The sequence below is a fragment of the Mycobacterium sp. genome, from assembly GCF_036273375.1.
GTDB lineage: Bacteria > Actinomycetota > Actinomycetes > Mycobacteriales > Mycobacteriaceae > Mycobacterium.
In genome coordinates, this window is record NZ_DASUHS010000157.1 from 1 (window position 1) to 12,751 (window position 12,751).

Sequence of the window (12,751 nt, forward strand, 5' to 3'; positions counted from 1 at the left end):
GGTGCAGCGTCGCGATGGGCCATAGCTACTTGCGGTATGCCATGGCGATGCGGAATCGGTTGCCGCAGGTCGGTAAGGTCTTTCGGGCCGGCCACATCGACTATCGGGCGTTTCAGACGATCGTGTTTCGCACCGACTTGATCACCGATGCCGGCGTGCTGGAAAAAGTGGATGCGCAGTTGGCGGTGCTGATGTCGCGGCGCCCGTCGCTGACCCGGAGCGGGCTGGCTGCCGCGGTGGACCGAGTGGTGGCCGTCGTGGATGCGGATGCGGTGCGTCGCGCCCAGCAAGCGGTCGCCGATCGCTATGTGGATGTGTTGTCCAATGATTCGGGTATGGCATACCTGACCGGCAGCATCTTTGCCACCGACGGCAAAGCCCTCGACCGCCGCCTCGATGAGTTGGCCGCCACGGTGTGCGACGCCGATCCGCGGACCGCCACGCAGCGACGAGCTGATGCGTTGGGGGCGTTGGCCACCGGTGCCCAACGGTTGGTGTGTGGCTGCGGGCGTGGTGACTGTGCCGGGGGTGCGTCGGCGCTCAAGAGCAACGTGGTGATCCACGTGATCGCCGAACAGGCCAGCCTGGAGGGCCGCGGGTCCACCCCGGCTGCGTTGCCCGGCATTGAGGGTCTTATCCCGGCCGATGTGGTCGCCGAGCTGGCCAAGTCGGCACGGCTGGTACCGCTGATCGCACCGGCGGCCGCCGAATCCCGCTACACCCCTTCGGCCAAACTGGCGGACTTCGTGCGCTGCCGAGATGTGACCTGTCGAGCCCCGGGGTGTGACCGTCCGGCCACGGAATGCGATGTCGACCATACGATCCCGTACGCCGACGGCGGCGCTACCCATGCATCGAACCTGAAGGCGCTGTGCCGTCTTCACCATTTGATGAAGACGTTCTGGGGCTGGCGCGACTGGCAGCTGCCTAACGGGACAGTGATTTGGACTCTGCCCGACGGGCAGACCTACGTCACTACCCCGGGCAGCGCGCTGCTGTTTCCCAGCCTTTGCGCCCCCACCGGCGACGCGCCTGCATCCCCCCTACCCAGGCCCGAACGCTGCGCCGACCGCACCGCGATGATGCCCAAACGCCGCACCACCCGGGCCCAAAACCGCGCCGCGCGCATCGCCACCGAACGGCGCCACAACCGCGAGGCACGGCAAGAGAAAGGTCGAGAACGCGAGGCCGCGTACTTCGGTCCCGCACCACCGGCCGATGGCGACGATGATCCGCCGCCATTCTGATTGACGGGCAAACCTTTTACGCAGAGGCGACGGGCGAACAGACGCCATTCGCCGGGCACGCCCTTGAGCTGGCGAGTGCCGCGCTCCTCGAATTCGAGTCCTGACCCGATCACCAAGTCGCGCAACGTACTCGACACCAGCACGTCGTTCGGCTCGGCGAGTGCGCTCACGCGCGCGCCGATGTGCACGCCGATCCCGCCGATGTCGTCGCCCCGGACCTCGCACTCGCCGGTGTGCAGTCCCGCGCGCACCCGTCAGCGTGGTGAAGAACGACTGTCGGAACACGAATTGTTGAAAGGACCGACCGCGCGTCCGTTCGGCTGCTCACTGGCAGCATGACCCGCAGGGTTTTCGGACTCACGGCCAAGCGTTCGACACGTGCAAGGCCCCCGCCCGAACCTCCTCGTTCCATGGCATGTCCGGATTGATGGCGTGGTGGTGCTCGCCTGTTCCCACATAGCAACCACGGTGGCTTCGCTTTGCTCAAGCGTCCATCCATCCGTAGGGGAGCCGAAATGACCCGCAAAGCCCTCGAGTATGACGAGTGCGGTCGTGCGGGACGGGTGCGTCGCGGCGAACAGCGCCGCAGGCGCTACGGCGGATGTGGCAGCGAGGAGCACGGTCTCGCGACTGCCGAGGGCATCGAGCACCGCTGTGATGCTGTCGGCCCATTGCTCCAAGCTCGGCATCGCGCTCGGGTCAATAGGGTCGGATACACCGGTGCCCGGCTGATCGAAGAAGATCATTCGGCCGAGTGACGTCATCGCCTCGAGCCAGCCCTGAAGCAACGGCAGCTCGGGGAACGCCTCACAGTTGCTGAACCACGCGGGCACGAACACGATGTCGCGCTCGCGCTTGCGTGATGCGCGGTAGGCGACGCGCAAGTCCCCGTTCATCGCGTAGCGCGTCTCCGAGAACATTGCGGACGTCTAGTTCTCAGCGAGCGGCTCAGCAGACGTTTCCGCTGTTCAAGGGGGTTCCGGTGAAGTGTTTTAGGGCGATTCGACGCCTTCATCTAATGATGACGGAACCGATCTCGGTCGGCTTCGCGCAGAATTTGGCTCTGAGCTGGTCGTCCCCTAGACTCTAGGGGTTGCCTTGGGCAGACCTCGGCCGGTGCGAATCGGCCCCGCGTGCCCTTCGGTGACAAAGACCGCGCACGTCAGGTTTTTGGTGGGTCATGCCCGCCGAATGCTCACCCAGGTGGGTTCTCCTGCCGTGCACACGCAACCAGGTCAGGAGATCGAGTGATTCAGCAGGAATCGCGGCTGAAGGTCGCCGACAACACCGGCGCCAAGGAGATCTTGTGCATCCGCGTGCTCGGCGGTTCGTCGCGACGCTACGCCGGCATCGGTGACGTCATCGTCGCCACCGTCAAGGACGCCATTCCCGGCGGCAACGTGAAGCGTGGGGATGTCGTCAAGGCCGTCGTGGTGCGCACGGTCAAGGAGCGCCGGCGTCCCGACGGCAGCTACATCAAGTTCGACGAGAACGCCGCGGTGATCATCAAGCCCGACAACGACCCGCGCGGGACGCGCATCTTCGGGCCGGTGGGCCGCGAACTGCGCGAGAAGCGGTTCATGAAGATCATCTCGCTTGCCCCGGAGGTTTTGTAAATGAAGGTCCGTAAAGGCGACACCGTCCTGGTCATCGCCGGCAAGGACAAGGGCGCCAAAGGCAAGGTGCTGCAGGCTTACCCGGAACGCGACCGAGTGCTGGTCGAGGGCGTCAACCGGATCAAGAAGCACACCGCGATCTCGACCAACCAGCGCGGAGCGCAGTCGGGCGGCATCGTCACCCAGGAAGCCCCCATCCACGTCTCCAACGTGATGGTCGTCGACTCGGACGGTAAGCCCGCCCGCGTCGGTTACCGGCTCGATGAGGAGACCGGCAAGCGGGTTCGTATCTCCAAGCGCAACGGCAAGGACATCTGATGAGTACTGCAGAAAAAGTTCAGCCGCGCCTGAAAGAGCGCTACCGCAGCGAGATTCGTGATTCGTTGCAGCAGCAGTTCGGCTACGCCAACGTCATGCAGATCCCGACGGTGACCAAGGTCGTCGTCAATATGGGTGTCGGCGATGCGGCGCGGGACGCGAAGTTGATCAACGGCGCGGTGAGCGACCTGGGTCTGATCACCGGGCAGCGCCCCGAGATCCGTCGCGCGCGCAAGTCGATCGCGCAGTTCAAACTGCGTGAGGGCATGCCGATCGGTGCGCGGGTCACCCTGCGCGGGGATCGGATGTGGGAGTTCCTGGACCGGCTCACCTCGATTGCGCTGCCCCGTATCCGCGACTTCCGCGGGCTTTCGCCCAAGCAATTCGACGGTGTCGGTAACTACACCTTCGGGCTAGCCGAGCAGTCGGTGTTCCACGAGATCGACGTGGACAAGATCGACCGGGTCCGCGGCATGGACATCAACGTCGTCACCTCGGCGACGAATGACGACGAAGGACGAGCGCTGTTGCGGGCCCTCGGCTTTCCCTTCAAGGAAGAACCTCAAAGAGGAGTCTGAGCGATGGCAAAGAAGGCACTGGTCAACAAGGCCGCACGCAAGCCGAAGTTCGCGGTGCGCGGCTACACGCGTTGCAACAGGTGCGGCCGCCCGCGCGCGGTCTTCCGCAAATTCGGCCTGTGCCGGATCTGCCTGCGCGAGATGGCGCACGCGGGCGAACTGCCCGGCGTGCAGAAGAGCAGCTGGTAACAGCCCTAACCCCCAAGACCAACCGAGAAAAGGTACGCGACAGGCCCGGACCGGGAACCATCGCGAGGAAGGTACCAACGCTGTCATGACGATGACGGACCCGATCGCAGACTTCTTGACACGTCTGCGCAACGCCAATTCGGCGTATCACGACGAGGTGACGTTGCCGCACTCCAAGATCAAGGCAAACATCGCCCAGATCCTCAAGAGCGAGGGCTACATCACCGACTACCGGACCGAGGATGCTCGGGTCGGCAAGTCGCTGATCGTTCAGCTCAAGTACGGGCCGAGCCGGGAGCGAAGCATCGCCGGCCTGCGCCGCGTGTCAAAGCCCGGTTTGCGGGTGTACGCGAAATCCACCAATCTGCCGCGCGTGCTCGGTGGCCTGGGTGTGGCGATCATCTCCACCTCCTCGGGCCTGCTGACCGACCGCCAGGCAGCCCGGCAGGGCGTGGGCGGCGAAGTCCTCGCGTTCGTCTGGTAGGGCGGGGAGGTAACGAAACACTATGTCTCGCATTGGTAAACAGCCGGTTCCGGTCCCGTCCGGAGTCGACGTGACGATCGATGGTCAGAAGGTGTCGGTGAAGGGCCCCAAGGGCGTCCTGGATCTGACCGTGGCCGAGCCGATCACCGTGTCGCGCAACGACGATGGCGCGATCGTGGTCGCCCGCCCGAACGATGAGCGGCGTAACCGCTCGTTGCACGGACTGTCGCGCACCCTGGTGTCCAACCTGGTCACCGGCGTGACTCAGGGATACACCACCAACATGGAGATCTTCGGCGTCGGTTACCGGGTGCAGCTCAAGGGCTCCAACCTCGAGTTTGCGCTGGGCTACAGCCACCCCGTGGTGATCGAGGCTCCGGACGGCATCACGTTCGCCGTCCAGTCGCCGACGAAGTTCACCATCACCGGGATCGACAAGCAGAAGGTCGGCCAGATCTCGGCGAACATCCGCCGTCTGCGCCGCCCCGACCCGTATAAGGGCAAGGGTGTGCGCTACGAGGGTGAGCAGATCCGCCGCAAGGTCGGAAAGACAGGTAAGTAATCATGGCGCAAACAAAAGCTGACACCGCCGCGCGAAAGCCGGTGGGGCAGAGCGTTTCCGCGACTCGGCGCGTCTCCCGGCTGCGTAGGCACGCACGGCTGCGCAAGAAGATCGCCGGTACCCCGCAGCGTCCGCGGCTGGTGATCAACCGGTCCGCGCGACACATTCATGTGCAACTCGTCAACGACGAGAACGGGACCACGGTCGCAGCCGCGTCGTCGATCGAGGACGACGTGCGCAGCCTGCAGGGAGACAAGAAATCCCGCAGCGTGCGGGTGGGCCAGCTGATCGCCGAGCGCGCCAAGGCCGCCGGCATCGACAGCGTGGTCTTCGACCGTGGCGGATACACCTACGGCGGACGGATCGCGGCGCTGGCTGATGCCGCACGCGAGAACGGATTGCAATTCTGATGACTACTGGAAGGACCGCATAATGGCGGAGCAGCCGGCCGGCGGACAAGGCGCCGGCGACAGCCGTGACTCGCGCGGTGACCGCGACAACCGCGGTCGCCGTGGCGACGGCGGTCGCGGCGGCCGCGACCGCGACGGCGACAAGAGCAACTACCTGGAGCGGGTTGTCGCGATCAACCGTGTCTCCAAGGTGGTCAAGGGTGGTCGGCGATTCAGCTTCACCGCATTGGTGATCGTCGGCGACGGCCACGGCAAGGTCGGTGTCGGCTACGGCAAGGCCAAGGAAGATCCCGCGGCCATCGCCAAGGGCGTCGAGGAGGCCCGTAAGGGCTTCTTCCGGGTGCCGCTGATCCGCGGGACGATCACCCACCCGGTGCAGGGCGAGGCGGCCGCCGGCGTGGTGCTGCTGCGCCCGGCCAGCCCCGGTACCGGTGTCATCGCCGGTGGCGCGGCGCGAGCGGTGCTGGAATGCGCCGGCGTGCACGACATCCTGGCGAAGTCGCTGGGTAGCGACAACGCGATCAACGTGGTGCACGCGACCGTCGCTGCGCTGAAGCTGCTGCAGCGTCCCGAGGAGGTGGCCGCTCGCCGCGGCCTGCCCATCGAGGACGTTGCGCCGGCCGGAATGCTCAAGGCGCGCCGCGAAAGTGACGCGATGGCCAGTGCGGCGGCACGAGAGGCCCAGGCTTCGGGGGCACAACCGTGAGTAGTCAATTGAAGATCACCCAGGTGCGCAGCACCATCGGGGCCCGCTGGAAGCAGCGTGAGTCCCTGCGCACCCTGGGCTTACGGCGGATTCGCCACTCGGTGATCCGCGAGGACAACGCGCAGACCCGCGGCCTGATCGCGGTGGTCAGCCACCTCGTCGAGGTGGCGCCGGCCGAGGCGACGGCCACGGGCACCGGAGGTAGCAAGAAATGACGATCAAGCTGCACGATCTCAAGCCCGCGCGCGGTTCGAAGACCGCCCGCACCCGGGTCGGTCGCGGTGAGGGCTCCAAGGGCAAGACCGCCGGTCGCGGTACCAAGGGCACCAAGGCACGCAAAAACGTGCCGGCGACCTTCGAGGGTGGCCAGATGCCGATCCACATGCGGCTGCCCAAGCTGAAGGGCTTCCGCAACCGGTTCCGCACCGAGTACGAGATCGTCAACGTCGGCGACCTCAATCGGCTGTTCCCGCAGGGCGGTTCGATCGGCGTGGACGAGTTGGTGGCCAAGGGCGCGGTTCGCCGCAACTCGCTGGTCAAGGTCCTCGGCGACGGCAAGCTGACGGTCAAGCTCGAGGTGACCGCGCACAAGTTCAGCGGCAGCGCACGCGAGAAGATCACCGCCGCAGGCGGTTCGGCGACAGAGCTGTCCTAGCTAGCTCAGCTGCGGAATCACTTCCGCGGCAAGGCGTTCCATCTGCTCGCGGTTCTCGCCGGCGTCGATGCCGACGGGATTCAGTAGCACCATCTGCGCCCCGGCGTCGATGACCTCACGCAACCCGCGCACCACGTCGTCGGGTGTGCCGGACACCGGTACGTCCTGCACGCCGGGCATCCGTCCGTAGATGCGGTCCAGCCCGTCGAGCACTCGTTCCCGGGCCCTGGCAGCGTCGTCGTCGACCATCAGGTAGACCCGTTTTCCGATGGTGAAATTCGTGGGGTCTTTCTGTTGCTCGTCGAGCTCGCGGCGCACGACGGTCACTGCCCCGGCGAACGCCTCGGTGGTCGACGAGCCGGCGCCCAGGAATGAGTCGCCGTGCCGCACCGCGCGGGCCAGCGCCTTGGGCGCGAGGCCCCCGAACCAGATCGGCGGGTGCGGCCGCTGTACCGGCTTGGGCTGAATCGGCAGGTCGTCGACGTCGCGGAATCGACCGTGAAACGTCACCCTCGGCTCGTCGGACCACGCCGCCTTCATCAGCTCGAGGCCCTCGGTGAAGTACGAGATGAACGTGTCCTTGTCCACGCCGAAGGCAGCGAAATTCCGCCTACCGCCACCGGGTGCGACACCGATGTCGAGCCGGCCGTGGCTCAGTCGGTCGACGGCGGTGGCGGCCGAAGCCAATTGCAGCGGGTCGTGCAACGACGTCACCAGGACCGCGACGCCCAGGCGCAGCCGCTCGGTGCAGGCCGCGCAATACGCCAGCAGCTCCAGCGGCGCCAGCAGCGGTGCGGGCCCGATGATCTGCTCGAGCAGCCAGCCGCCCTCGAATCCGAGCTCTTCGGCGCGCGCGAGAAAAGTGCGCAGCCCCGCTCCGTCGAAGCCGTCGTAGTCGAACTGCGGGATCGCGATGGCAAAGCTCACCCGACCACGGTACGGCCGTGCATCGGTAGTCTGCAGACATGTTCGCTTTCCTGCCCTCGATCCCCGGCGTCGACGAGGTTCGGGCCCTGGCCGGACGGGTCGATACCGCCCGCCATCACGGCGTGCCCAACGGCTGCGTCCTCGAATTGGATCTGCGCGCGATGCCACCGGAGACGTCAGGCTTTGATCCGCTGGCCATCATCAGCGGGGGGAGCCGGCCGACAGCGCTGCGCGACATGGTGACCGCTATCCACCGGGCGGCCGAGGATCCGCGGGTCGCCGGGCTGATCGCCCGTGTGCAACTCACGCCGTCGCCGTCGGCGGCGGTGCAGGAGCTGCGCGAGGCAGTCGTCGCTTTCACCGCCGCCAAGCCGTCACTGGCCTGGGCCGAGACCTACCCGGGCACGTTGTCGTACTACCTGGCTTCGGCCTTCGGTGAGGTCTGGATGCAGCCGGCTGGAAGCGTAGGCCTGATCGGCTTCGCCAGCAATGCCACCTTCCTGCGCGACGCGTTCGACAAGGCCGGCATCGAACCCCAATTCGTCGCGCGTGGCGAATACAAGTCGGCGGTAAACCGCTACACCGAGCACGGCTTCACCGAGGCCCACCGCGAGGCCGTCACCCGGATGTTGCAGAGCCTGCAAGAGCAGGTGTGGGAAGCGGTGGCGGACTCACGCAAGCTCGACGCCGCTGCGATCGACGCGCTGGCCGATCGCGCCCCGCTGTTGCGCGAGGATGCCGTCGCCTCACGCCTGGTCGACCGGATCGGCTTCCGGGACGAAGCCTATGAGCGCATCGCGGAAATGGTTGGGGCGGAGGATATTTCCGACGAGAACACACCACCTCGGCTGTACGTGTCGCGATACGCGGGAGCGGCCCGGTCACGGCTGGCTCCGCCGGTGCCGTCGGTTCCCGGACGCCGCGCCAAGCCGACGGTGGCGGTCATCAACGTGGACGGCGAGATCGTCGACGGGCGTGGTGGACCCCAGTTCCTGCCGTTCGGTGCCTCCACCGTCGGCGGCGATACCATCGCATCGGCGCTGCGGGAAGCCACCGCCGACGAATCGGTGTCCGCGATCGTGCTGCGTGTGAACAGCCCCGGAGGCTCCGTCACGGCATCGGAAACCCTGTGGCGCGAAGTGAAAAGGGCTCGCAAACGGGGCAAGCCGGTGGTGGCGTCGATGGGTGCTGTCGCCGCATCCGGCGGCTACTACATTGCGGTGGCCGCCGACGCGATTGTGGCCAGCGCCGCAACCATCACCGGTTCGATCGGCGTGTTCACCGGCAAGCTGGTGATTCGCGATCTGCTGGAGCGGTTGGGCGTCGGGCTGGAAACCGTGCGTACCAACGCCAACGCCGATGCCTGGTCGATCGAGTCGCCGTTCACCCCGGAACAGCGCGCCCACCGCGAGGCCGAAGCCGATCAGGTGTACGCGGATTTCCTCGAGCGGGTCGCCGACGGCCGCAATCTGACCACCGAGGCCGTCGATCGCGTCGCCCGGGGCCGGGTGTGGACCGGTGCCGACGCACGCGAGCGGGGCCTGGTCGACGAACTGGGCGGCTTCCGAACAGCGCTGCGCCGGGCGAAAATCCTTGCCGGACTGGACGAGGACACCGATGTGCGGATCGTGACCTACCCGGGCGCATCGCTGTTGGACATGCTGCGGCCGCGAGCCTCCTCGCAACCTGCCGCAGCGTCGCTGCCTGATGCGCTCGGCGCGCTGCTGGGCCGCACCATCGCCGGCATCCTGGACAACGTCGAACGGTCCTACAGTGGGGCAAGCGCGCTGTGGGTGGGACCCCGTCGACTTTAGCCGACGGTGGCGACCCGCTGCGCCCGGCTACGCCGCGCTTGCGATCGCCACTAGCCTCGAAGCTTGGCGCTGATGAAGACGATTTCGCCGAGGGGGTCGTCGTTCTCCGGTGGGGGCACCTCGATGCCATTGCGCTCGAAGAGTTCCGTCCGGGTCACGCCCTCGGCCTGCCATCGGATGCTGGACAGGTAGTCGACGACGTGGTTGCGTTCGCCGGCGTAGACCAGCGACGCCATGTCGATATCGACGCCGTGCTCCCGGAATGAACCGGACATCTCGCGCACCCGTTCCGCATCGAAATCTACGATGCCGGGCACGAATTCGGTGGCGATGGTGCTGCCGGGCGCACTGAGCGCGGTGATGTTGTCGAACAGCCGATCCTGGGCCTCCGGTGGCAGATAGATCAGCAGTCCCTCGGCCAGCCAGGCCGTCGGCGCCGCCGTGTCGAATCCCGCCGCTCTCAGCGCGGCTGGCCAGTCCGCGCGCAGATCGATGGGAATGGTGCGCCGCGATGCGGTCGGCTCGGCACCCACATCGGCAAGTGTGGTGCTCTTGAACTCGATCACCCGCGGCTGGTCGATCTCGTAGACCACCGTGCCGGCCGGCCAAGGCAACCGGTAGGCGCGCGAGTCCAGCCCGGAGGCCAGGATCACCACCTGACGCACCCCGCCGCCGGTGACATCGACGAAGTAATCGTCAAAGTACTTGGTGCGCACGGCCATTCCATCGACCATTGACTGAATACGCACCGGGGAGGAATTCTCGATCGCATCCACATCGAGATCGCCATCCATCATCTTGGTGAAGAATTCCATCCCGACCGCGCGCACCAGGGGCTCGGCGAACGGATCGTTGATCAAACCGCGGGGGTCCTTGGTCGCCATCGCACGCCCGGCCGCGACCATGGTCGCGGTCACGCCGACGCTGGACGCCAGATCCCACTCATCGTCGTGAGTGCGTGACATAGTCAGAACCCTAACCCGAGCCTACTTGAGGCTGGCGGCGACGTAGCTCATCTCACCGAAGGTGGCCGCCATCTCGTCCTCGGGAAACTCGAAACCGTTGCGGGCGTACAACTCCCGGGCGGTCGACGGCGTGACCTGCCAGCCCTTCTGAGTGAGGTAGTCGACGACGACGCTGCGCTCGCCCCGGTAGAACAGGTCGGCGGCGTTCATGTTGAAGCCGAAGCGCTGCCAGCGCTCGGAGATGCGCGCCAGGCGCTCGTCGGAGAACGCGTGGGGGTCGGGCACGTGTTCGGTCGCCAGCCTGCTGCCCAGCGCGCTGAGCGCGGTGATGTTGTCGAACAGCCGGTCCTGGGCCTCGGGCGGCAGGTAGGGCAGCAGCCCTTCGGCGCTCCACGCGGTCGGCTGGGTGACGTCAAATCCGCCCTCGCGCAAGGCCGCTGGCCAGTCGTCGCGCAGGTCGATGCTGATGGTGCGGCGCTCGGCGGTCGGCGCGGCACCGAGGCCGGCCAGCGTGTCGGTCTTGAAGGCGATGACCTCCGGCTGGTCGATCTCGTAGACGACGGTGCCCGCCGGCCACGGTAGGCGATAGGCCCTGGTGTCCAGTCCGGAAGCCAGGATCACCGCCTGTCGCACACCGTCTTTGGTTGCGCCGGTGAAGAAGTCGTCGAAAAACCTGGTGCGCACCGTGATTTGCTCGGCGCGCGCCTTGCGGTTGAACAGCGGGTCATCCTCGAAGTCGATCTCCCCGTCGACGATGCGGATGAACGGGTCCAGCCCGACGGCGCGCACCAGTGGGTCGGCCAGTGGATCGTCAAGCAGGGCATCGGGCCCCTGCGACGCCACGGCGCGCGAGGCGGCGACCATGGTGGCCGTCGCTCCCACGCTGTGCGCCGGACCCCAGCTGTCACCGTCGGTGCGTCCCGACTCGGTGGTCATCCGGTTGCTCCTATTTCTCGCTGAGCGTGCCGCTGGTGTACAGCATCTCGCCCATGCGCATGTCGTCGTCGGTGAGCGGGTCAAGTCCGTTGGCCGCGAACAGTTCTCTGATGCTGGCGCTGTCCAGCCGCCAACCGCGATCGGCCAGGTACGGCGCGGCCTCGTTGCGGTCGCCCAAGTAGACCAGCCCCGCCATGTCCAGCTCGAAACCGTGCGCACGCCAGCGCTCGGAGATCGTCTGCATGCGGACCTTCATCTTCTCCTCGTCGCCGGGCTCGGGGTTGGGGGCACTTTCGGTGGCCAGCCGGCTCCCCGGCGCGCTGAGCTCGGTGATGGTGTCCAGCAGGCGGTCCTGCGCCTCGGGCGGCAGGTAGCCGAGCAGCCCCTCGGCGCTCCACGCGGTGGGCTCCGACGGGTCGAAGCCGGCGTTGCGGAGCGCGGTGGGCCAGTCGTCGCGCAGATCGACGGCCACCACTCGCCGCTCGGCGCTGGGGGCGGCCCCCAGGTCGGCCAGCGAGCGGGTCTTGAATTCGATAACCTGCGGCTGGTCCACCTCGTAGACCACCGTCCCGGCCGGCCACGCCAACCGGTAGGGGCGGGCATCCAGCCCGGAGGCCAGGATCACCGCCTGCTTGATACCCGCGTTCGTCGCGTCCAGGAAGAACTCGTCGAAGAACTTGGTGCGGACCGCCATGTTGTCGGCCATCCGCGACATCGCCCCGGCGGACCCCGCGGCGCCGTCGTGGACGTCGTTCAACTCGGCGGGATCCAGCTCGCCGCTGGCCAGCCGGGAGAGCAGGTCCACGCCGACCAGCTTGACCAGCGGCTCGGCGAACGGGTCGTTGATCAGCGGGTTGTCGGCGCGGGTGGCCATGGCGCGGGCCGCCGCGACCATCGTCGCGGTCACGCCGACGCTGGACGCCAGGTCCCAGGTGTCGCCTTCGTACCTGGTGGAAGTCATGGTTGTGCCCCTATCGGAGGTAGTCAATCTAATATTTAGCCAATATAACAAGCTTTCCCCACTGTACGCTTCCCGCGATTCGCGGCAACCTTTACTGATGGTGTACGCGGCGGCTGGAAAACGGGTGCTCATCACGGGTGCCTCTTCGGGATTGGGTGCGGCCCTGGCGCGACAGCTGGCCGCCCGGGGTGGGGTAGTGGGGCTGATCGCGCGCCGCCGGGATCGGCTGGGCGAGGTGCTGGCCGGCTGCCGGCACACCTCACCCGGATCGGCCACGTTCGTGGCCGACCTGGCCCACACGTCGACGCTGGGTGAGTTGGCGCTGCGGGCCTGGGACGCGCTCGGCGGCATCGACGTGCTGATCAACAATGCCGCGATGCCCA

At 66.8% G+C, this 12,751-nt stretch carries 17 protein-coding genes and 1 pseudogene; 13 read left to right on the forward strand and 5 right to left on the reverse strand.

From position 1 onward, the window contains the following. Positions 1-1,247, forward strand: a 1,247-nt coding sequence (locus tag VFW69_RS14850) for an HNH endonuclease signature motif containing protein (protein WP_526502271.1), incomplete at its 5' end; no start/stop codon positions are given. Between the two features lie 32 nt (positions 1,248-1,279). Here VFW69_RS14850 and VFW69_RS14855 read toward each other — a convergent pair. Further along, positions 1,280-2,167 (reverse strand): annotated as a pseudogene (locus tag VFW69_RS14855) (adenylate/guanylate cyclase domain-containing protein); the annotation flags it as partial. Between the two features lie 327 nt (positions 2,168-2,494). On the opposite strand from VFW69_RS14855, the gene rplN reads away from it, so the two are divergent. The 10 genes from rplN (at position 2,495) to rplO (ending at position 6,765) form a co-directional block, all read left to right on the forward strand. Next, positions 2,495-2,863, forward strand: coding sequence for a 50S ribosomal protein L14 (gene rplN / locus VFW69_RS14860; protein WP_003403649.1), 369 nt, complete (start codon positions 2,495-2,497; stop codon positions 2,861-2,863). Next, a complete protein-coding gene (rplX, locus tag VFW69_RS14865) occupies positions 2,864-3,181 on the forward strand; it encodes a 50S ribosomal protein L24 (protein ID WP_067102759.1) in 318 nt (105 codons plus the stop codon). After that, complete coding sequence (gene rplE / locus VFW69_RS14870; protein WP_526502272.1) at positions 3,181-3,759, forward strand: 50S ribosomal protein L5; 579 nt, start codon at positions 3,181-3,183, stop codon at positions 3,757-3,759. The genes rplX and rplE overlap by 1 nt, the downstream gene beginning before the upstream one ends. A gap of 3 nt (positions 3,760-3,762) precedes the next feature. Further along, positions 3,763-3,948, forward strand: coding sequence for a type Z 30S ribosomal protein S14 (locus tag VFW69_RS14875; protein ID WP_007167851.1), 186 nt, complete (start codon positions 3,763-3,765; stop codon positions 3,946-3,948). Positions 3,949-4,033: 85 nt separating this feature from the next. Further along, a complete protein-coding gene (gene rpsH / locus VFW69_RS14880) occupies positions 4,034-4,432 on the forward strand; it encodes a 30S ribosomal protein S8 (protein ID WP_526502273.1) in 399 nt (132 codons plus the stop codon). A gap of 22 nt (positions 4,433-4,454) precedes the next feature. Then, a complete protein-coding gene (gene rplF, locus VFW69_RS14885; RefSeq protein ID WP_526502274.1) occupies positions 4,455-4,994 on the forward strand; it encodes a 50S ribosomal protein L6 in 540 nt (179 codons plus the stop codon). 41 nt (positions 4,995-5,035) lie between these two features. After that, positions 5,036-5,404, forward strand: coding sequence for a 50S ribosomal protein L18 (gene rplR, locus VFW69_RS14890; RefSeq protein ID WP_526502284.1), 369 nt, complete (start codon positions 5,036-5,038; stop codon positions 5,402-5,404). A gap of 22 nt (positions 5,405-5,426) precedes the next feature. Beyond that, a complete protein-coding gene (rpsE, locus tag VFW69_RS14895; protein WP_526502275.1) occupies positions 5,427-6,110 on the forward strand; it encodes a 30S ribosomal protein S5 in 684 nt (227 codons plus the stop codon). Continuing rightward, positions 6,107-6,325 carry a 50S ribosomal protein L30 gene (gene rpmD, locus VFW69_RS14900; protein WP_526502276.1) on the forward strand — a complete coding sequence of 73 codons (219 nt, stop codon included), beginning with the start codon at positions 6,107-6,109 and terminating at the stop codon, positions 6,323-6,325. The genes rpsE and rpmD overlap by 4 nt, the downstream gene beginning before the upstream one ends. Next, entirely contained in the window at positions 6,322-6,765 is a 444-nt protein-coding gene (rplO, locus tag VFW69_RS14905) for a 50S ribosomal protein L15 (protein ID WP_526502277.1), read from the forward strand. The genes rpmD and rplO overlap by 4 nt, the downstream gene beginning before the upstream one ends. Here rplO and VFW69_RS14910 read toward each other — a convergent pair whose 3' ends face one another. Beyond that, entirely contained in the window at positions 6,766-7,692 is a 927-nt protein-coding gene (locus VFW69_RS14910) for an LLM class flavin-dependent oxidoreductase (RefSeq protein WP_526502278.1), read from the reverse strand. It lies immediately after the preceding gene. A 38-nt stretch (positions 7,693-7,730) separates the two neighbouring features. Between VFW69_RS14910 and sppA the strand changes: the two genes are divergently transcribed. Beyond that, positions 7,731-9,506: a signal peptide peptidase SppA gene (gene sppA / locus VFW69_RS14915; RefSeq protein WP_526502279.1), complete on the forward strand. Its 1,776-nt coding sequence runs from the start codon at positions 7,731-7,733 to the stop codon at positions 9,504-9,506. Between the two features lie 50 nt (positions 9,507-9,556). Here the strand turns inward: sppA and VFW69_RS14920 are convergent, their stop codons facing one another. From VFW69_RS14920 to VFW69_RS14930, 3 genes are read right to left on the reverse strand one after another with little or no spacing between them, the layout of a single operon-like run. Beyond that, positions 9,557-10,471: a class I SAM-dependent methyltransferase gene (locus VFW69_RS14920; protein ID WP_526502280.1), complete on the reverse strand. Its 915-nt coding sequence runs from the start codon at positions 10,469-10,471 to the stop codon at positions 9,557-9,559. Between the two features lie 21 nt (positions 10,472-10,492). Beyond that, the gene (locus tag VFW69_RS14925) at positions 10,493-11,407 is read right to left on the reverse strand and encodes a class I SAM-dependent methyltransferase (RefSeq protein ID WP_526502281.1); all 915 of its coding nucleotides are present in this window, start codon (positions 11,405-11,407) and stop codon (positions 10,493-10,495) included. A 10-nt stretch (positions 11,408-11,417) separates the two neighbouring features. Continuing rightward, on the reverse strand, positions 11,418-12,368 hold the full coding sequence (locus VFW69_RS14930) for a class I SAM-dependent methyltransferase (RefSeq protein ID WP_526502282.1): 951 nt from the start codon (positions 12,366-12,368) through the stop codon (positions 11,418-11,420). Positions 12,369-12,465: 97 nt separating this feature from the next. Here VFW69_RS14930 and VFW69_RS14935 point away from each other — a divergent pair. Next, a partial coding sequence (locus VFW69_RS14935) for an SDR family NAD(P)-dependent oxidoreductase (RefSeq protein ID WP_526502283.1) occupies positions 12,466-12,751 on the forward strand: 286 nt, incomplete at its 3' end.

Excerpts from the sequence above, each read along its gene's own strand:
- rplX (WP_067102759.1), top strand. The coding sequence starts at position 2,864 with ATGAAGGTCCGTAAAGGCGACACCGTCCTGGTCATCGCCGGCAAGGAC.
- rplE (WP_526502272.1), top strand. The coding sequence starts at position 3,181 with ATGAGTACTGCAGAAAAAGTTCAGCCGCGCCTGAAAGAGCGCTACCGC.
- VFW69_RS14875 (WP_007167851.1), top strand. The coding sequence starts at position 3,763 with ATGGCAAAGAAGGCACTGGTCAACAAGGCCGCACGCAAGCCGAAGTTC.
- rpsH (WP_526502273.1), top strand. The coding sequence starts at position 4,034 with ATGACGATGACGGACCCGATCGCAGACTTCTTGACACGTCTGCGCAAC.
- rplF (WP_526502274.1), top strand. The coding sequence starts at position 4,455 with ATGTCTCGCATTGGTAAACAGCCGGTTCCGGTCCCGTCCGGAGTCGAC.
- rpsE (WP_526502275.1), top strand. The coding sequence starts at position 5,427 with ATGGCGGAGCAGCCGGCCGGCGGACAAGGCGCCGGCGACAGCCGTGAC.
- rplO (WP_526502277.1), top strand. The coding sequence starts at position 6,322 with ATGACGATCAAGCTGCACGATCTCAAGCCCGCGCGCGGTTCGAAGACC.
- sppA (WP_526502279.1), top strand. The coding sequence starts at position 7,731 with ATGTTCGCTTTCCTGCCCTCGATCCCCGGCGTCGACGAGGTTCGGGCC.
- VFW69_RS14920 (WP_526502280.1), bottom strand. The coding sequence starts at position 10,471 with ATGTCACGCACTCACGACGATGAGTGGGATCTGGCGTCCAGCGTCGGC.
- VFW69_RS14925 (WP_526502281.1), bottom strand. The coding sequence starts at position 11,407 with ATGACCACCGAGTCGGGACGCACCGACGGTGACAGCTGGGGTCCGGCG.
- VFW69_RS14930 (WP_526502282.1), bottom strand. The coding sequence starts at position 12,368 with ATGACTTCCACCAGGTACGAAGGCGACACCTGGGACCTGGCGTCCAGC.